Raw genomic sequence first — 18,368 nt, forward strand, 5'->3', positions numbered from 1 at the left:
TCGTTCCACCGTGGGGCTATTCATCGTTGTGATCGCTCGTGTTCTGAGGTGGCAATCGGCGCTCATTGCCGGAAAGGAGCGGCCTGGAGGACCGGACAAACCAGGCGTCGGAGGGAAGCACCTTGTCGGGGTTCATGATCGACTGATCGTCCAGCGCTCGTTTCACCCGCTCCATCGCGGCGAGCTTCGTCGGGTCAACCGTCGCCAGCAGCGAATGGATGCGCTTGGACCCAACACCGTGCTCGGCGGAAAAAGAACCGCCAATCTCCCGCAGTTGTTGGTACAGGACGCTCTCGGCAGCCTCCGCTACGTCAGGCGCCAGCGGACCCTGACGGTTGAGGATGATATGCAGGTTTCCATCGGCCAGGTGACCGAATACATAGGGCGCCAGACCCGGTTCGATCGCTGCGAGCCGGGGCAGGATTCTGTTGAGATAGGCCGGAATTTCCGACATAGGCACCGACACGTCGAAGGAAGGCGCTTGGGGATGGGCGCGATAGAGCACGCCGGTGTCTTCGCGCAACCGCCACAGGTCTTCCTCTTGCCGCCGCGAGCCGGCAATGATGCCGGTGGCTTCAGGATAGCGCTCCATCACTTCCGAATAGATACGCTCGAAATCTTCGCGCAGCGCCTCTTCGCGCGCGCCGCCAAGCGACAGCAGCAGGAACAGTGTCTGGTCGAGCGGCACGCTCGGTTCGGACCATTCATGCGCGGCTGCGGCCAGGCTGAAATACGAGGTCCACATCGCCTCCGCCGCGCGCAAAACTCCGGTATCCGATTCAAGCGCCAGATGAATGACTTGCAGCGCCGCTTCGACAGACGGCAGCCCGAAAAGCGCGGTGGCGGTGGCTCGGGGCGAAGGGTCGAGCTTGACGACCACGCGGGTCACGATTCCAAGCGTGCCCTCCGCACCGATGAAGAGATGCTTCAGATCGTAGCCGGCGGAATTCTTCACCACCCGCGTCAGATCGGAATAGACCGATCCGTCGGCCAGCACGGCCTCCAGGCCAAGGACGCGGTGGCGCATGACCCCGTTGCGAAAGGCCATCACGCCACCCGCATTCGTGGACACCATGCCGCCGATCGTCGCCGAGCCGCGCGCGGCAAGATCGATACCGGGCTCCAGCCGGTGCTCAAATGCGGCAGACTGCAAAGCTTCGAGGGTAACACCGGCACCGACGATCGCCACGCGCTCGACCGGATCGAGCCGCTCGATCCGGTTCATGCGTGCCAGGGAAAGAACGATGTCGCCCGGCCGCGAGACACTTCCGCCGACCAGGCCGGTCCGCCCGCCCTGCGGCACGATCGGAATCTCATTTTGACTGCAGATGCGCACCACCGCCGCGACCTCACCGGTCGATGAAGGCGCAACGACGATGCCGGCGGCGCAATCCGTCCCGTTCGAACCAAGGTCGATCGCCCCGGTATCATCACTGGTCCGCACATTCGAGGCGCCAACGACACGGCGGATCGCGTCGACAACCGACAACGGCACCGCTTGCTCGATCCAGTTCGTTTGCCTGGGAGACGCGTGGCCGCTCATCGCCCCGCCAATCCCTGAAGCGCCGTGATCAGCCGGTCGTTGTCGGCCGGCAAGCCGATGGTGGCGCGCAGATAGTGCTCGTAGCCGGTTTCGCGCCACGCCTTGACGATGATCCCCTGCTTCAGGAGACCGGCGGCAACGCTGGAGCTGTCGCCCTTGCAGTCGAAGAACAGGAAGTTTGTCTGCGACTGGGCAACCCGGAAACCAAGGCCCTTAAGTGCGGCGGCGGTGCGCACGCGCTCGGCTCTGACGCGGCCCGCCGACGCCTTCATCCAGCTTTCGTCGGCCAGTGCCGCAATAGCGGCGACCTGTGCTGCTGCATTGACGTTGAACGGCGTCTTGGCGGCCGCGATCACTCTTGCCAGTTCGAAGCCCGAACAAACGGCATAGCCAACGCGCAGCCCCGCCAGGCCATAAGCCTTCGAAAATGTGCGCAGCACGACATGGTCGATGCTGCTGTTGCGCAGGACCTCGATGCCGTCGGGCGCGCCGGGATCGGCGAATTCGAAATAGGCCTCGTCCAGGACAAGAAGCGTGCCGGGCCGCACGGCGCCGATCAGCCGTCGCAGGCCAGCGTGGTCGAGACCCGGCCCGACCGGATTCCACGGCGAGGATATGAAAACGATCCGTGGCCCAACGGCGATCGCCGCTTCGAGCGCGGCAAGATCGAACCCCATCTCGGGTGTCATCGCAATCTTGACGACATCGGCACCGGCAGCCAGCGGCTCTATCTCATGCAGCCCGAAGCTCGGCACCGTGGTGACGACCGAGGCGCCCGGCACCAGGACGGCGCGCGAGATGGCGGCGATCATCTCCTCGGAACCATTGCCGGCAACGATCATGCCAGGATCGATCGCCAGTTTTTCGCCAAGCGCCGCCCGCAGCGCCGTGCAGGCCGGGTCGGCATAGCGCCATGGCTCGAAGGATGAGGAGGCCAATGCGGCCATGACGGCGGGAGAACACCCATCCGGGTTCTCGTTGCTGGCCAGCCGGGCGACATCGTTGCGGCCACTCAGCGCCCGCGCCATCGAGATGTTCATGCCGGCATTGTAGGGCGGCAAGGCGGCGATATGCGGATTGAGCGGCAGGCTCGACGCTGGTTTGACCGACTGTTCCAAATCCCGACTTCCGTTTCCCCGCGCCCACGCGCGGCAATCTTATCAAATATCGAGGACGACTGATCCGCGCGGCTTGGAGCAACACAACAGCACTTCGCCGCTTCCAAGCTCGTCCAGCGGTTCTTCGAAATAGGCGATGTCGCCCGAGATCAGCCGCGACTTGCATGTGCCGCAGATGCCGGCCCGGCAGCTGAATTCCGGCAACAGACCTTGGTTCTCGGCGAAGTCGAGCAACGATACGGCCGAGCCATCCCAGACGGCCGTCAGGCCCGACTTCCGAAATTCCACGGTTGTCGCTCCCCCGGCCGGCTCGATCCTTGCCGGCTGCGCTGGAACCGCGGGAACTCGCACTGCATCGGGCTCAAGCAGCGTCGCCGGGCCGAAGAATTCGTAGGCAATGCGATACCTTGGCGCGCCAAGCTCGCGCAGCATGACGTAGATCGCCTGCATGAACGGCGGCGGGCCACAGAGGTAGAAATCATAGTCATCGATCGGCAGCAAACGCTGCAGCACGTCCCGCGAAATCATGCCTTCGCTATGGAAGCGCTGCTCGGCCTTGTCGCGCTCGGACGGGTGCCGGTAGCAGAAGTGTGCGGTCAGGCCGGGACGGGTCGAGACCAGGTCGGTCACCTCATCGCGCAAGGCATGCACATCGCCGTTGTCGCAGGCGTGAATGAAGACGGCACGGCGGTCCGGCAACGAAGCCAATGCATGCAGCATCGACACCATCGGCGTCAGCCCGACGCCGCCGCTGAGCAGCACGACTGGACGGTTGCTGGCCTTGTCGAGCACGAAATCGCCGCGCGGCCCTTCCGCCTGAAGCACATCACCGACGTCGATACGGTCATGCAGGAAGCACGAGCTTATCCCATCGGGAAGCTCCGGCCCGGGTGCTGCCTCACGCTTCACGCTGATCCGATAGGAAGCGCTGTCTGGGGAACAGGAGATACTGTAGTTGCGCAGCACATATCCCCTTTCGCCAGCGGCCTCCCGCGCTACCGGAATCCGGAACACCAGGAACTGGCCCGGCTGGAAGTCGCGCCAGTCCTGTGGATCGACCGGCTCGAGATGGAATGAAGTGATGAGGGCGCTTTCGCGCACCTTCGCGACCACTTTCAGGTCGCGAAATCCGCTTCTTGCGATGGTGTCGCGAGCGGTGAATGCATTCATTCGGCAGCTGCCAATTGCTGGCTCTCGCTGGCGATCAGCTTGGCCAGGTTCCGGCGAAAGCGTAGCGGTCCGACATCTATCTTCAGATCGAGATTGGGCGTGCGCTTGTTTGCCATGCCCTTGTGCACGGCATTGAGCACGGTGCGGTCCTCGTCGAAGGCGCCGCGCACAGAGGTGGCGAACTGGCGGGAAACCTCCAAATCGTCGGGGGCGAAATTGCGCATCTGGAACCAGTAATATTTCGTCTGGTTCTCATCGACCGGCGTCATGAAGTTGTAGGAGTCCATGAGGAACACGTCCTCGTGCAGCGGCTTGCCCTCGCCGCCCGTGCGGGCCGGCACGAAGATCGCCTTGATGATGGCGTTGGAGGGGTAGCGCACTTCGTAGTGCTGCTTGCGGTCGCAATTGCCTGAGAATTTGAGGAAAGGCGCATAGAAGGGCGCCGGCGCGGCATCGACCACCCAGCGCCACACGGTCACGCCGTCCGCGCCTACGGTGGTTTCGAGTGGCGCATCCTCCATCGCCTGAACGCCGCCGAAGGAGGACTGGTGGACCCAAGACACATGCGAGGGGTCGAGCAGGTTGTCGGTCATGTAGAGGTAGTTGCAATCGAGCGCCATGGACTCGCCGCGATTGACGCCCCATGCCGGATCGCCCCAGTGGTCGACCGCGAAAATCAGCGCGGGGTCGGCCTTTGCCGCTTCGCCCATCCATATCCACAGCAGCCCGTAACGTTCGGCGATCGGATAGGAACGAACGCATGCCACATGCGGTATCTTTTCAGCACCGGGCACGCGCGTACAGGTTCCGGTGCTGTCGAAGGTCAGCCCGTGATAGCCGCATTCGACAGTGTCGCCCTTGATGCGGCCCATGGACAGCGGCAGCTTGCGGTGGGGACAGGCATCCTCGAGCGCCGCCACCACGCCATCGGTCCGGCGGTAGAGGACAATATCCTCGCCAAGTATCCGGGTCGGCACCAGCCTGTCGGCGACCTCATGGTCCCATGCGGCAACGTACCAGCAGTTTCGAAGAAACATGGCGTCCTCCCGAGCTTGTGACGCCTAAACGAATATCTTGCGGGCCTGGGACGACATAGGGCTTGCATCTGCGTTCTATTTTAGAAAAGCTAAATCAAGCTGACCCCAGGATCGTTGCCCAGGTGAAGAAGACGCCCCCACTGCGTGCGATACAGGCCTTCGAGGCTTTCGGGAGGCGTGGCAGTGTGACGGCGGCCGCCAACGAACTCGGCGTCTCCGTCGGCGCGGTCAGCCAGCAGATCCGCAAGGCCGAAGACGCGCTGGAGGCGCGGCTTTTGGAACGGCGCGGCAGGAGTGTCGCCCTCACCGCGCTGGGCCGCGTTTACCACGCAGCGGTTGCCGTCGGCTTCGAACACATTCGCGACGCCCAGGATCTCATCGAACAGGCCCGGTCCGCGGACACTTTGACCATCTCCTGCCTGCCGTCGTTGGCCAGCAAATGGATCGGCCCGCAGCTCCTGGATTGGCAGGTCGACCACCCCGGCGCGACCGTGCGGCTGGTGGGCGCCGAGACGGAGCCAAGGCTGGGCGCGGAACAAGTTGACTTCCGTATTTCGTACGGCACGAAATATCGTGATTTCGAGCACTACACCGAACTGTTCACCGACTGGGTGGTGCCGGCCTGCTCGCCGACGCTGCTGGCGAAACATCCGGTCGGCAAGCCCGCCGATATTCTCGATCTGCCGCTTCTCAGCATCGAATGGGCCCGCGATCACCGCTCGCCGCCGACATGGGCGGAATGGGCCGCAAGCATCGGCGCGGTGCACCGCAGAACATCCGGCGAAGTGGCCTTTTCCCTGTCGAGCGCGGCGATCGATGCGGCGGCCAACGGAAGGGGCTTTGTGCTGGCGCAACTGTCGATGGCTGCCGACGATATCGCGTCGGGCAGGCTCGTCGCCCCGTTCGACAAGCGGATCAGGCTGCCGGAACCTTATTTTTTGGCTTGGGATCGGGCCATTCTTGAGAAGCCTTTTGGTCCTGAGCTGCGAGCCTGGATTGTTTCGATTTCCAAGCGACTGGGCGCAACCTTAGCCGGATAGTCGAACACCGATCTGGAGACACAAGTTTGCATCTGCCGAGTTCGCGCGCACCAGCGTCTTAAGAGATCCAGACATTGGTCGGCGGTGTGCGGTCCCACGGATTGCTTCAGTTTGCCCTAGATATCTCGACAAAAGTCCGCTTTTTTCGCCCTTCTTGCACCGCTAGCCGTCGGGCGGCTTTGCGACCCAAAACAGCAGCGTTCGCGCCCTCAAGTCAACAGGGGTTCACTCAACTTCCCTGCTGTACGAGATCCCGGCGAACTCGGAGCCCCTGCTTGAGCAAATCCCGACGTACACGAAGTCCTGGCCCCGCCCACAATCGTAACGCCGGCTTCCTCATCAGCGTCCTGTAACCGGCGACGGGTCTCCAACGTGCCCGTGTCGTCATTGCCTGTAACAATTAGATCAAAAGTTTTCTGGCCTGCGAGAGGCGGCCTGCTGTTTTGCTCGAATCACTTGCGATGGAAGGTGCGGCGTTTCGGTGGCAGCCCCAGCGCGCTTTGAAATGGGATAATCCCTCGCAGATCGCCTTTGCAACGGGGATACCAATCTCGGATCGCGAAAGATCGGCGAACCAGACCTGCGAACCACAAACTTCGCCGATTTCATTCAGCAGGTCGGTGACGTTGCTTTCGCCAGCGCTTTCCAGGCCGTCGGCAGGCTTGCCGATGGCGAAACGAAAGTTGCGCACGTCAGCGAAACGCTTCCAGCGGGTCATCCGACAATCGTCATCGCTCATCGTTTTATTACGGGGCCGTTCTGCCCTTTCGGCATGGGCCTGCATTGCAGCTTCGGATTGTATCAATTCCAAAAACGCGGACCGGGCGGCAGCAACCATATCGAAGCTGCACCCGAAACCCACCGCCATATGCTCGCCACTGTCTTCGCAGCTGATCGCCGCCGTCACGATGGCCGTGCGGAAGGAAGAGATATCGAGAAGCCAGAGCCTGCGTCCCGTTTCTTGGCGATGCTGCTGGATGTGAGACGCCAAGCCTTGGTCATCAAGCCGCGCGATATCCAGCCGCTTTCTCAGGGAGCCTCGGTGCCACCATATCCCTGTGGCGTCTCGTTCGACGAGTTCAAGCAAGGCGCGGGTTCTTGCATCCGCCCGCGTTGTGCCAGCGGCGCAACCATTGGTGTCGACGTTCAAGCTGCAATCGCCATATGCGACGTCACCAAAGCGGCCATAGCAGAGAAACGCCGGACAAAGCGCGACCCTATCGTCATGGAAGCTGCGAACGGACGCCCATAGCTGGGGATTGTTCAGATGATCCGTTGAAGGGATACTGTCCCAGCCACGCCACACTCTGTTGAGCCGATCGCGATGTCGGATCTGTTCCAGCGAAAAGCCCAATACCTGAATCGCATCGATCCTCATTCCATCGCCTGGAGAGCCGATGCGTGCTGACGCCGTGACGTCTTCGGCTCTGCAGGCCCAGCTGGAAATCTCCGCGGCCTCTCCGAGGCAAGACAGCACGGCCGTGCCGGCATCAAAGCCTTTGCCACTTGCCGTGAATCGTTTCTCATTCCCTTCGAATGGAGCAATGTTGGACATAGCCAGGAATCCACCCGGAACATCGAACACTTCAACGCCAATGTCGTAGCGTGTCGCGAAGTGCAAAAGGGGCAGCCCATTCTCGGGCGCAGCGACAAGGGTCGCAGCCAGATTCTCCAAAACATCCAAATCATCTTCACTCGACTGGCGGTCCCAGGTCGGGTCGTCTTGGTTCACCGTCATCGGCCGGTCGTGATGCATCAGCAGAGCAAGCGTTGTCCAATGCGACCCGCGCAACAGCATGTTGGCTCTTTCAATATCTTGGCTTCTGCTGTTTACGTAGGGTAAGCGGTGGCGCCCGTTGGCGACCGAGACGATAGCCGGCGGAGTTGACAATTTCCACAGACGGTCTGGCGATTAGGCTAATCGGCGGTTTCGAGCTTCGCAAGGGCTCGGAGACGTTCTCGTTGGGCAAGCGGAAGGCCTGCGCGATTCTCGCCTATCTGTTACTGAGCGGCAGGTCACGCGAGACGCGCGGGCGACTGGCGGCATTGCTTTGGAGCGAGCAGGACGAGGAGCATGCGCGCGGATCACTGCGCCAGTGCATAAAGGATCTCCGACGCCTGGCAAGCGAGACCAGGCTTAATTACCTCGCGGTCGACAAGCTCGTCCTGGGAATCGATCCGACTGCAATCCGTTCCGACATCGATGAGCTTGAACGTGCGCTCGACGACCGCAATTATGACGGTGCGCTGCTCCTGCTGGCCAAAGCCAGGGATGGACTTTGCGCCGGGTTGGACGATTGCGATCCTGTCTTCGACAACTGGCTGAGAATGCAGTCGACGATGATAACCGACAGGCTGGTGACACGGCTCGCAGCCTGGCTGGCGGCCGAGACAGACCCGAGACAGCGCAAATCCATCGCTGCGTGCATCCTGCAACTTGATCCGTTTTTCGACGATGCCGTGGTGGAGACCATTCGGAGGGTCTGTGAGGAAAGCGGTTATGCCCGCGCCCTAGCGTTCTTCGACCGCTACGCGGCCGAACTCAAAGCGGACATGGATCTGCGACCACCGGCAGAAATCCTCCACCTTCTAGAGGCGCTCAAGCCGGGCAACGACGGTGAAAAGCGGGCGGCTGACCCCGACCTTGCGCAAAGCGATCACGACAGCCGCATCCCAGGGAAGCCGACAATCGCCATCATCATTGCCAGGCGCGAAGCAGAGAACGAACACCTGCAATTTGCCTTGGCGACAGAGCTTCTGGCTTCGATTTCCCGATTTAGGCATTGGACAGCCGTGTCAACGGAGTTGCAAGCCGGTGAATTCTCACTGGATCAGATGCATCAGGCGGCAGGCGAACACGTGGATATCGGCGTCCTCATCCGTCTGATCGACACGGATGGGCCAGCAGTGTTCCAAATTACCTGCTATGACTTCCTGCAAGAAGGAGAAGCCTTCGTTCTCACCGTTCCGTCGGATCCGTCTTCCTGGCGCTCGGCCTTCAATGAAGTTTGCGCACGCTTTTCCGCGCGCCTGCAGATTGCCTTGTCCAGTGCCAGGCTGCATCGCATATCGCAAGCTTCCCCGAACCATTTCTCGGCCTATGATTGCTGGCTGGACGGACAGCGGCTTTCGATCATGTGGCGAAAGGACACCGAAGAAGCTGCCATCGCCCGCTACGAGGAAGCCATCCGGCTTGATCCCGATCTGTCCTGCGCCTATTCCAGCCTCGCTGCGGTGCTCAACTCGCGTTGGATCGTCGTTCCGGGTGCATCGTCGATCGAGCAGGATCTAAAGCGCGCATTCGAACTGGCCAAGCGTTCGGTCCTGCTCGACCCATTCGACCACCGCAACCAGGTAAATCTGGCCTGGAGCCACCTTCTGGCGCGACGCTGGGAGCTGGCCGATTTTCACTTCAGCCTTGCACATGAGCAAAATGCCGGGAACCCCGCGACCTTGATCGCCTATGCGCTGGCCAGCTCCTTCATGGGTGATCATCAACGGGCATCGGAGCTTTCGAAGCGCAGTTTCGACCTCAATCCCATGCCCGACGCTCACTATCATGGCTACCAGGCGACCATTGCCTTTCTCGCCAATGATCTGGAGGGGTGCGTGGCCGCTGCGGTCAAGAGCGATCAACTGTTCGCCGACATCCACGGCTGGTCGGCGGCGGCACTTGCGTTGCTGAAACGCAACCGCGAGGCCGGGGATGAGTTCAGACGTTTTCTACGCAACCTAACGGCGGCGTGGCAAGGGCCGGGTAGGCTTGACCGCGCTGTCGCCGTGGAGTGGTTCAAGACCGCTTTTCCGATCCGGTTACCAGTCGATCAGGAGAAGCTGGCCCGTGGCATCGAATTGGCAGCCCAGTCGGGCTGACACGGCCGAACCGTTGCTCGCAATTGCGCCGGGTTTCACTTGCAGCGTGACATCACGTAGTCGCCGAGGCGCTTATGATATGCGCTCAAACGGTTTTTCTTTATTTGATCGGGCGGGCCGGCGTTCGGGTCGAGATTGTAGTGATCGGGAAATGTATAGTCCTCACCGGGTCCATCCGCCGGCGCAATGGTGGCGATCGTTTGCTCGACGTCGCCGGTGAAGGGAAAGGCGATGTTCACGATCAGGTCTTGGTCGAAGTATGGTTGGATGGTGATCTCCTCCCAGGTTTTGTCCCTGGGCGTCATGAACCCACGCAGCAGGTCCTTCATCGCCTCCTGATCTCCACTTCTGAAGATCGCTTGCTTGGCCGGATTCTTGATCAGGTCTCGGATGAATTCGCCAAGCGCCTCGAACTGCACATCTTTGAACTTCACCATGTCCACTTCCCCCGCTAAACCAGATTGAGCACTGTAGCGCTGCCGTTATCAGCGCTATTGAAAACCCTGACTGCCGAGCAGGCCGCCAAGCACTTCATCCGATACCTTCGCAGTATTATTGAGATCGAGCAGTCCTGCCAGCGTTTTTGGCTCCACGTCCGGAATGAGCCTGCGAGAGGTGATATCCGTATCGGCAGCCTTGAACAGTGCGGATGCGATCGTGGCGGCCACCACATAGGAGCCAACTGGGCCAAGATGGCTGCCGTCATTACCAAGAACGGACGCCTCCTGGATGATATAGTAGGAGAGAGGTGTTTGCCTCAGGAACTCCGGGTACCGTTGCAAAGCGGCCCGAAGTCGGCCGGCGTTGTAGACGTAACGTTTGGCGCAGGCGGCCGTGGGAAGCATGTCATTGCCCGCCAGGACCGGCACATCGATACTGTTGTCGCCCAGGGCGGTCTTCACCGCACCGGCCACGTCCTGCCCGGATGGCAAGCCAAGGTCGTAACAGCGCCAGCAATCCATGAAGGCAACCGGCCGGACTGTCCCGTTCAATTCCGCACTCAGGCCGGCAATCGTCAGTTCTTTCGACAGGAATGGTCCTATGCGCCGGGCACTTTGAGCTTTCGACGGGGTGTCGGCTGAGGCAAACCGGTTCCAGTCGACAATCCAGTTCTCGGGTATTGGAATCTCCCCACCCGGGCGCAGGCTGGAAAAGGACAGCATTTTGCGCAGATTGGCTGGTTCTTCGACCGACCTGTCGTTCACGACATAGAACTGCCGGACCATGGCGTGGGCAAAGCGCGACGCACCGAAGGTGAATTCCAAAGGCAGCGCATTGAAAGTTTCAAGTGCCGAGACTCCGGCGCCAAGAAAATCGTCACTGGCGAAAAAATGGTCCCATATTTCCGGAGCCAGAACTTTTCTCAGATAGTCGTTGATGATCACAGTGCGGTAAACCGAGGTCAGATAGATCCTGGCACGCTTGTAAGCTTCTGCTGGGTCGGTGCCGATGCCAAGCAGCAGATCCACGATCCTGTTGTGGATGCCCATGAGTGTGCAGAGCAGTTGCGACAGGACAAGATTGTCGTCGTTTCGCGGATCCGCCACCAAGGGCCGATAAGGCGATCGCCGACCCTCGACACTGATAAACTTGCCCGAGAAGTCGATGCGCGGCAAATCACGGCCTTGCATGGTCTTACCGTCGACCGGAAGCATACTGCCTTTCATGCAAGGCAAGCCGATCGGAAAGCGGCAAGCCGACAGGTCCGCCCCATCCGCAACATCGTAGAGATGGGCGTCGACGATTGGCCCCCGCCCATAGAGCCCCGAAAGGTCAAGGCCTTGCGAGGACGCGTTCTTCAAATGATGGGTTTTGCCTGTCGGCTTGGGCAATCCGAATATTTGGCTGAAGACGATGTCATGGAACACGAATTGACCGAAATAGGTAAAGCCGGCTGGTGTAGGGCTGAGATCACTGCCTTCAAGTCCATCGGTCGGGCCGACCATTTCCGCCGTGATGTCCAGCAAGCCCGCCTTGGTGCGGTCGATGGCGCTCTCGTCTTCGGTTGCGTCAAACAAGGCGATCGGCATGTCCGCCAGGGACGGGAAGAGCCTGATGCCTCGCAAGGTCGGCTTGTCGTTGAGGCCGTCGTCTGAATTCTGGTTTGACCGGTTCGGTATGTTGGCGGCTTCGAAGGAGGACGTTTCGCCGTGGAGCATCGAAGTAGACCTCGTTTTCCAGAAGGATGAATGCGGCCAGGCGAGTAGCTTGGCATGAATCCGGGAGTAGAAACAGACTTGCCCGTCGGTGGTCTGAATGGCGCGGCCCCAGAGCAGAGCGACATTGCCGAGGCGATCATGACACTGACGGATCGAGCTTCGGGCCCGCCGAGACGGCGGTGAACAGCACACAGGACAGAATGACGCCCGCACCCAGAAGCCCGTCGGGCGAAAGCCGTTCACCAAGCAGAGCGGCAGCGGAAATGGCGGCGAACACACCCTCTCCGCTGCAAATCACCGCCGCATGGGACGAAGTGGTGTAGCGCTGTGCAGAAGTCTGCAGGCAAAAGCCGACAGCGGTCGAGAACACACCAAGCATGATGAGTTCTGGCCATGCTGCCATAATTGCCTGAAATGTCATTGTGCCCTGCAGGGCGAAAGGTAGCGTGGCAACGGCCGTGCCGATGAACTGTGCGGCCGCCGTCGCGAAGGGGTGGCCATGTGCCTGCACATGCCGCCCGAGTTCGACCGTCCACACTGCAAAACAGATTGCAGTCAGGACGGCGAAAGCGTCGCCGGCGGTTGCCGCACCATTGAAGCCGCCCGCCAGGAGAGCCGATCCCACGACCGTCAGAATTGCGACGAATAGGATCAGTGCACTTGGACGCTCCCTCATGATCAGCCACGCGGCGATCGGCGTGATAACAGTGGAAGCGCTGATAAGGAGGCTCGAGTTCGTCACCGTCGTGCTGACATAGGACAATTGCTGGACCACACAGCCGAGGGCAAAAAGCAGAACCACTCTCGCCACACTTGGAAACCAGCCGGCGTTGGTTTCGGGGTCGCGCTCCCGCACCGCGAATGGCAACGTCACCAGTCCGGCGATCACGCTGGTCAGGAAAACAACCGCCATGGGATCGAGGTGGGCCAGTATGGTCTTGTGGGACACATTGCCCACTCCCCAAATGAGCGCAGCAAGCATTAGCAAGGAATTTGCCTTGAATCTGGACATGATTGATCGCATCACCACAGCGGGCAATGGCTCCAACGGTTTGTGATCGGGTTTGAAAGCGATGATCGGGGCCGACGCACCCCGTCATCGTCGAGGTGGCTGGTGTTGCGCGGAAGAACGCGTCTTTTGGTTCGCGATCTATCCGGGGCCAGCACTCGATATATGTGATCTGCGCAAGACGGGGATGGTGGGCAGCAGGACGGGCGTTGGCGGTTCGTTCTGCTCGAAACTGACGCTGCGCTGAAGAAGCGGAAGGATGGCCTCCGGGGTTGCCGAAACCATTTGCGTGCATCGGGTTGACGAGTTCATGAAGCCAGCCTCGGACATGCTCTCGAAGACGCCGAGAAGTGGTGACCAGAAGCCTTTGAAATTCGCCAGGACCAGCGGCTTGCAGTGCCTTTCCAGCTTGCGAAGCGTCATGACCTCGGTCAGTTCCTCAACGGTTCCGATGCCGCCGGGCAAGGCTACAAATGCATCCGCGTAGTCAAACATGAGCTGTTTGCGGATACTCATGTCGGGAACTGAAATCGTCTGGCATCCCGATAATAGCATTCTCATCCGCTCGATCAGGAACTGCGGGGTGATCGCGATCACGGTTCCACCCCCTTCTGCTGCGGCAATAGCCACCTGGCCCATCAGGCCATCACAGCCACCGCCATAGACTAGGCGAATACCTGCTGCGGCTATCGTCTCGCCAAGGATGGTGGCGCAACGGGCGTGGTCGGGATCGTTGCCAAGCATGGCGCCGCCGAAAACGCAGATCGTGCCGATGCGTCGCTGCAAGGGATAGGAGCGGCCGATCTGTTCTGCGGAATTGTCGGATGATGATCCAAACATGGTGTCTCTCCAATGAGGTTGGAATAGCGAAGCTTGATCAGCCGGCGGAATGATCGCGGGCTGCGCGAGGTTGGCTCGATCGGAACAGAAGCAGGTCAGCCCAGGACCAGAGCAGGTAACAAACGAGAAGGCTGGCGGGCGTGGACCAATGCTGTGGCTGTTCGACTTCGAATTTGAACAGCGATGCACAGAGTCCTGTCCCGGCGGCGATGAGGGCCGGCAGCCGGCTGAGAAGGACCATGACGCGAAACGGGTCGGGGCCGTATTCCGACAAGTTGAGGATCCGGACACCGGGTCGGTGGCAAGCACTGCCGAATTTTCCAACGGAATGAAGCAGGCCCGATGTCAACGCCAGCAACGGATGGCCAAGTTCAAACAGGGCCAGGCCAAGGCAACCGGCACCAACGCCGGACAGGAAATCACCCAGGCGGTTGAGATTTTCCCTAGGCTTGAGACGCCCGTTCCAGGCGCGATGGTAGATCTCGCCGCTGGCGAAGAAGATCGCCGTCGCCGAGGTCATTGCGATCGCAGCGAAATTGCCCGTCAAATAATGGCTGATGGCGGCCGGCGCGCCTGTCCAGAGGAGTTGGTTCAGATCGCCGGATACGAGAATCTGCGCCGTAATCCCCTGACAAAGACCAATGAGGTTGCCGACATTGTAGGCTCCCCCAGGGCCAGACATCCGTGCCGTTAACGCGCTGCGCCAAGCAAGGAGGCGCGGAGACCGAACCGCGAAGGATGAGGCTGTTTCGCGAGCTGAAATTTCGACTGGGGCTACACGCAGCGGCTTATTGATGTTGAGCGTCATGTCGGGTTCCTCCCTTATGACGCATGCTTTGCAGTGCTCCGCGTGATCTCAACGTGAATTGCGGTGGAATGGGTCCGTCCAGGCTAACAGGCAGATCGCATTGGCGGTTCCTGCAAGGTGACGGTTGATCTACTTCTCTCAATTGCCTCGGCCAGCCTTATCCCGCGGCGAGCTTCTGTGTCGGCGGGGCCTTGCAGCCCTGGCCGACGACATTGTCTAAGCGGGTCGCCTGCCGAGCCTCCATTGACAGCCATCCGGATGCACGGGCCGCGAAGACCGGAAATCATCTCTCGACGATCATGCGAAGACACCGGGGAACGATGATCGTTATTTCACGCTGAATTACGCTGAGTTGCCCAACATCACAGCCGCAACGCCAGACTGACATCCGCAAAAGGCTGAGCGGTCGAACCTGAACCTCAACTGAATCCAAGGATGGAATTCGATCATGCTACGCAGCTTGACGAAAACATTCACCGCCATCTCGACAATCGCCGTTCTCATGCACCTCTGATGACTCCCAATGCGGCCTACGCGAACAGCACCACCGTTCCGCGCAAATGCATAAACGGCGTTTGCGGTTCGATGAAATATTATGGTGGCAAGGTGCGCATCTCGCTATCCAGCAAGCTTTCGAGACCACCCATTTCAATTCAGCGGGGCAGTGCAACGCACCTTACTCCCGAGGTTGGCGCAACGCTCTCCGGGTCGGCATCCATCTCAAGCTCCTTCGAACGCCCGGCTTGTCTGAGGGTCTTCACAAAATGTTACGTAAGGGAACGTTCGCGCCTGACTCTTCTTAGGCAATCGAGGCGGTCGTCGCCTCGTGCATTGTGAAGGAGAAGAAGAATGCCCAATCAAGGTGGTAGCCACGAACAGCATGTGAAGGCAGGCCAGCAGAGCCACAAGAATGCCGACAATAAAAACCGTCAGCAACAGCAGGCCGCTGGTGGTGGTCAACGGCAGCAGGGCGATGGATCCGGCATGCGTGGTGGAACCCACGAACAGCACGTGAAAGCTGGCGAACAAAGTCACAAAAACCGCTGATCGCGGGTGATTTCAGCAGACCCACCCCGAAGTATCGGGGTGGGTCTGATTGCATCTGAAAGAGGTGCTATCGACGACGCCGCGGTTGGGGTTGCGAAAGTCGCCCCGGCGGCTTTGCCGGGGCGACATCAGTCAGGACGCCCAGTCAGGCAGCTTGCTCCAGGGCGCGCTCATTGACACCGCCTTCGCCCAGCCCGGAAAGCGCTTCGTCCGTCGCGACCTCCTCTTTCAATGTCTCGTTGAGGAGCTTGACCACGTCGCTCTTGCCAAGCTGTTCAGCCCACGCGACCAACGTGCCGTAGCGCGCGATTTCATAATGTTCGACGGCCTGTGCCGCGCCGACCAGCCCAGCATCCAGGGCTGGGTCGCCCTTGTATTCGTCGAGAATTTCCGACCCTTCCTCAAGAATGCCGTCGATCGCCGGACAGGTTTTGCCGCGCGCCGGTTTGTCCATAAGTTCGAACACTTGCTCGAGCCGATCGACCTGGCCTTCGGTTTCCATGCGATGTTTCTCGAAGGCCGCAGCCACCTCCTCGGATTCGGCGCCCTTTGCCATCTTCGGCAAGGCCTTGAGTATCTTCTTTTCAGCGTAGTAGATGTCCTTCAGCCCATCGAGGAACAAAGCCTCCAGTCCCTTGGTCGTCGCTCTTTTTGCAGTCGCCATGATTTGTCTCCCTTGGATTGTCGTGAAAGCTCACCGGGCGGTGTAGCCATGGACTAACTTTCCATGGAAGCAGTTGTTCCCTGGGGGCGACGTGGAAGGGCAGCGCGTCGAACACCGCTTTTATCGAGGGCCGATCGACATCAAAAGGCGATGGACGATGACGGTGTGAGAGCCGCCGGCAGGGGGGGACGGAAAGCACCGGGGTTCGTCGCGCTGTATGGAGTAGATGGTGAAAAGAGATACTTCCGATGGGTTCATATACGAAATCATATTTACATATAAAACAAATCATGATGATCTTGCTGTCGTGCAACGGCGGCTAAGGTGGTCGGTTCCGGCGTCCGTCGCCGAGCCTGAATGCCAGCAGATGATCGTGCACAATGAAATCAAAGATGATGTCGCGGTCGAGTGAGCCGTGCATTGGTCGGATGTAGGGAGTGCGGCATGCCCTTTGATGTCATCGTTGTCGGAGCCGGCGCAGCCGGGGCTGTTCTTGCCGCCCGGCTCACCGAAGATGCGGCCACGAACGTGCTTTTGCTGGAAGCGGGGCCGGACTACCGGAGCGGCGAGCAACCTGCCGAGATGGCGAGTCCAAATCCCTTCAACCTGCTGCTTCCCGATCATTTTCAGCAACAATATATGTACCCCGACCTGATGGCTCGCCGCACCAAGCGGCAGGAGCATCGGGTCTACTGGCGCGGCAAGGGGCTTGGCGGTTCGACGGCCGTCAATGGGCAGATTGCCATTCGCGGCGTGCTCCATGCCTTCGACCGCTGGGAGGAAATCGGATGCAAGGGCTGGTCGGGAGCCGACGTGCTGCCCTTCTTCTGCCGGCTGGAGGATGACCCGATCGCGGCCAATTTTCACGGCAGCGATGGCCCGATTCCGATCTACCGCGCGCCTATCGAAAGCTGGGGAAGCGTCGACAAGGCCATGCGCCAAAGCGCGATGGCTCTCGGCCATCCCTGGGATGACGATCTCAATGCTCCGGATGCCGAAGGGGCTTGCACCTATCCCATCAACAGTCGAGCCGGCAAGCGCGTGTCGGTCAATGACGGCTATCTGGAAGCTGCCCGCGACCGGCCGAACCTCACCATCATCGGGCAGGCGACAGTGGACAAGGTGCTTTTCGATGGCAAGAAAGCGATCGGCGTTTTGGCCATCGTGGCCGGTCAGGTTCGCAAATTCGAGGCGCCGCTGGTCATCGTCTCGGCCGGCGCCATCCACTCTCCAGTCATCCTGCAGCGCTCGGGCATCGGTCCGGCGGCTCTCTTGAATCGAAAGGACATCGAGGTGCTTGCCGACCTGCCGGTCGGCGAAGGTTTCTTCGACCATCCTTATTGCCGCATCGAACTGAAGCTGAAGCCGGAATTCAAGGCGACCGATGTCGACGCGCGGCATACCAACTGCTGTGTGCGGATGAGTTCCGGTGTGCCGGGTGCCGAGCGCGACGACATCCTCTACGTCGCCATGAACCATGGCGGTATCGGCGTGGAGTCCGACAGCGCCCAGTTCGGCGAGGCCATGGTCAATCTGATCCTGATGGAGGCCAAGAGCCGGGGCACCGTGCAGTTGCGTTCCGCCAATCCCTTCGACCAGCCGATCGTGGAAGAGAACATGCTGGACGATCCAATGGATCTTCAGCGCATGCGTATCGCCTATCGCCACCTTGGCGAGATTGCCCGGCAAGCGCCGATCCAGGCGATCGCCGAGCGCGTCCTGCTGGGGGATTCCGATCTGCCTTTGTCATGGCTCGAAATGGCAAGCGACGAGGAGGTCGACAATTTCCTGCTGGCGCAGTCTTCCGATGCGCAGCATGGGATCGGCGGCTGTTGCATGGGTAGGCCCGGTGAGGCCGTGGTCGATCCGGAATGCCGGGTCTACGGTTTTGAAGGGCTGCGGGTTATCGATGCGTCGATCATGCCGCTCGATTGCCAGGCAAACACCAATCTGACCTCGATCATGATTGGCGAGAAAATGGCCGACAGCCTGCGCCGGTCCATCTGACAGCTCGCTGCCGAACGGCATACGGTCGCACGGGAGGCCCGCGCAAAAGGCGC

General features: G+C 60.4%; 15 protein-coding genes. 4 read left to right on the forward strand and 11 right to left on the reverse strand.

Features of this window, described 5'->3' with window-relative positions:
• Positions 1–16 precede the first annotated feature (16 nt).
• Genes P3C39_RS01480 through P3C39_RS01495 form a run of 4 tightly spaced genes read right to left on the reverse strand, consistent with a single transcriptional unit; the run spans position 17 to position 4,868 of the window.
• Positions 17–1,543, reverse strand: a complete 1,527-nt coding sequence (locus tag P3C39_RS01480; protein WP_275952500.1) for an FAD-binding oxidoreductase — start codon at positions 1,541–1,543, stop codon at positions 17–19.
• Complete coding sequence (locus P3C39_RS01485) at positions 1,540–2,661, reverse strand: aminotransferase class I/II-fold pyridoxal phosphate-dependent enzyme (protein WP_013530416.1); 1,122 nt, start codon at positions 2,659–2,661, stop codon at positions 1,540–1,542. The genes P3C39_RS01480 and P3C39_RS01485 overlap by 4 nt, the downstream gene beginning before the upstream one ends.
• A 42-nt stretch (positions 2,662–2,703) precedes the next feature.
• On the reverse strand, positions 2,704–3,831 hold the full coding sequence (locus P3C39_RS01490; RefSeq protein ID WP_275952501.1) for a 2Fe-2S iron-sulfur cluster-binding protein: 1,128 nt from the start codon (positions 3,829–3,831) through the stop codon (positions 2,704–2,706).
• Positions 3,828–4,868, reverse strand: coding sequence for an aromatic ring-hydroxylating dioxygenase subunit alpha (locus P3C39_RS01495; RefSeq protein WP_013530418.1), 1,041 nt, complete (start codon positions 4,866–4,868; stop codon positions 3,828–3,830). The genes P3C39_RS01490 and P3C39_RS01495 overlap by 4 nt, the downstream gene beginning before the upstream one ends.
• A 140-nt stretch (positions 4,869–5,008) precedes the next feature.
• Here P3C39_RS01495 and P3C39_RS01500 point away from each other — a divergent pair, with 140 nt between their 5' ends.
• Complete coding sequence (locus P3C39_RS01500) at positions 5,009–5,908, forward strand: LysR substrate-binding domain-containing protein (RefSeq protein ID WP_164747153.1); 900 nt, start codon at positions 5,009–5,011, stop codon at positions 5,906–5,908.
• A 400-nt stretch (positions 5,909–6,308) separates the two neighbouring features.
• Here P3C39_RS01500 and P3C39_RS01505 read toward each other — a convergent pair whose 3' ends face one another.
• Complete coding sequence (locus P3C39_RS01505) at positions 6,309–7,706, reverse strand: YcaO-like family protein (RefSeq protein WP_127371106.1); 1,398 nt, start codon at positions 7,704–7,706, stop codon at positions 6,309–6,311.
• A gap of 164 nt (positions 7,707–7,870) precedes the next feature.
• Here P3C39_RS01505 and P3C39_RS01510 point away from each other — a divergent pair, with 164 nt between their 5' ends.
• Positions 7,871–9,781 carry a hypothetical protein gene (locus P3C39_RS01510; protein WP_063168714.1) on the forward strand — a complete coding sequence of 637 codons (1,911 nt, stop codon included), beginning with the start codon at positions 7,871–7,873 and terminating at the stop codon, positions 9,779–9,781.
• 35 nt (positions 9,782–9,816) lie between these two features.
• Here P3C39_RS01510 and P3C39_RS01515 read toward each other — a convergent pair whose 3' ends face one another.
• The 5 genes from P3C39_RS01515 to P3C39_RS01535 all read right to left on the reverse strand — a co-directional run bounded on the left by P3C39_RS01515 (position 9,817) and on the right by P3C39_RS01535 (position 14,597).
• Positions 9,817–10,218, reverse strand: a complete 402-nt coding sequence (locus P3C39_RS01515) for a hypothetical protein (protein ID WP_275952502.1) — start codon at positions 10,216–10,218, stop codon at positions 9,817–9,819.
• Positions 10,219–10,272: 54 nt separating this feature from the next.
• Positions 10,273–11,940: a peroxidase family protein gene (locus tag P3C39_RS01520; protein ID WP_275952503.1), complete on the reverse strand. Its 1,668-nt coding sequence runs from the start codon at positions 11,938–11,940 to the stop codon at positions 10,273–10,275.
• Between the two features lie 136 nt (positions 11,941–12,076).
• The gene (locus P3C39_RS01525) at positions 12,077–12,952 is read right to left on the reverse strand and encodes a DMT family transporter (RefSeq protein ID WP_275952504.1); all 876 of its coding nucleotides are present in this window, start codon (positions 12,950–12,952) and stop codon (positions 12,077–12,079) included.
• A gap of 138 nt (positions 12,953–13,090) precedes the next feature.
• The gene (locus tag P3C39_RS01530) at positions 13,091–13,789 is read right to left on the reverse strand and encodes a TIGR00730 family Rossman fold protein (protein WP_013530425.1); all 699 of its coding nucleotides are present in this window, start codon (positions 13,787–13,789) and stop codon (positions 13,091–13,093) included.
• A gap of 37 nt (positions 13,790–13,826) precedes the next feature.
• Positions 13,827–14,597, reverse strand: coding sequence for a hypothetical protein (locus P3C39_RS01535; RefSeq protein ID WP_275952505.1), 771 nt, complete (start codon positions 14,595–14,597; stop codon positions 13,827–13,829).
• Positions 14,598–15,446: 849 nt separating this feature from the next.
• On the opposite strand from P3C39_RS01535, the gene P3C39_RS01540 reads away from it, so the two are divergent.
• Positions 15,447–15,644 carry a hypothetical protein gene (locus P3C39_RS01540; RefSeq protein ID WP_013530427.1) on the forward strand — a complete coding sequence of 66 codons (198 nt, stop codon included), beginning with the start codon at positions 15,447–15,449 and terminating at the stop codon, positions 15,642–15,644.
• Between the two features lie 145 nt (positions 15,645–15,789).
• On the opposite strand, the gene P3C39_RS01545 is transcribed toward P3C39_RS01540, so the two are convergent.
• On the reverse strand, positions 15,790–16,308 hold the full coding sequence (locus P3C39_RS01545; RefSeq protein WP_013530428.1) for a ferritin-like domain-containing protein: 519 nt from the start codon (positions 16,306–16,308) through the stop codon (positions 15,790–15,792).
• Between the two features lie 444 nt (positions 16,309–16,752).
• Here P3C39_RS01545 and P3C39_RS01550 point away from each other — a divergent pair, with 444 nt between their 5' ends.
• Positions 16,753–18,315, forward strand: coding sequence for a GMC family oxidoreductase N-terminal domain-containing protein (locus P3C39_RS01550; RefSeq protein WP_275952506.1), 1,563 nt, complete (start codon positions 16,753–16,755; stop codon positions 18,313–18,315).
• Positions 18,316–18,368: the final 53 nt, after the last annotated feature.

This window comes from Mesorhizobium sp. XAP4 (assembly GCF_029269325.1).
GTDB lineage: Bacteria > Pseudomonadota > Alphaproteobacteria > Rhizobiales > Rhizobiaceae > Mesorhizobium > Mesorhizobium ciceri.

Excerpts from the sequence above, each read along its gene's own strand:
- P3C39_RS01530 (WP_013530425.1), bottom strand. The coding sequence starts at position 13,789 with ATGTTTGGATCATCATCCGACAATTCCGCAGAACAGATCGGCCGCTCC.
- P3C39_RS01540 (WP_013530427.1), top strand. The coding sequence starts at position 15,447 with ATGCCCAATCAAGGTGGTAGCCACGAACAGCATGTGAAGGCAGGCCAG.
- P3C39_RS01490 (WP_275952501.1), bottom strand. The coding sequence starts at position 3,831 with ATGAATGCATTCACCGCTCGCGACACCATCGCAAGAAGCGGATTTCGC.
- P3C39_RS01515 (WP_275952502.1), bottom strand. The coding sequence starts at position 10,218 with ATGGTGAAGTTCAAAGATGTGCAGTTCGAGGCGCTTGGCGAATTCATC.
- P3C39_RS01535 (WP_275952505.1), bottom strand. The coding sequence starts at position 14,597 with ATGACGCTCAACATCAATAAGCCGCTGCGTGTAGCCCCAGTCGAAATT.
- P3C39_RS01520 (WP_275952503.1), bottom strand. The coding sequence starts at position 11,940 with ATGCTCCACGGCGAAACGTCCTCCTTCGAAGCCGCCAACATACCGAAC.
- P3C39_RS01480 (WP_275952500.1), bottom strand. The coding sequence starts at position 1,543 with ATGAGCGGCCACGCGTCTCCCAGGCAAACGAACTGGATCGAGCAAGCG.
- P3C39_RS01505 (WP_127371106.1), bottom strand. The coding sequence starts at position 7,706 with ATGCTGTTGCGCGGGTCGCATTGGACAACGCTTGCTCTGCTGATGCAT.
- P3C39_RS01525 (WP_275952504.1), bottom strand. The coding sequence starts at position 12,952 with ATGTCCAGATTCAAGGCAAATTCCTTGCTAATGCTTGCTGCGCTCATT.
- P3C39_RS01550 (WP_275952506.1), top strand. The coding sequence starts at position 16,753 with ATGCCCTTTGATGTCATCGTTGTCGGAGCCGGCGCAGCCGGGGCTGTT.
- P3C39_RS01495 (WP_013530418.1), bottom strand. The coding sequence starts at position 4,868 with ATGTTTCTTCGAAACTGCTGGTACGTTGCCGCATGGGACCATGAGGTC.
- P3C39_RS01545 (WP_013530428.1), bottom strand. The coding sequence starts at position 16,308 with ATGGCGACTGCAAAAAGAGCGACGACCAAGGGACTGGAGGCTTTGTTC.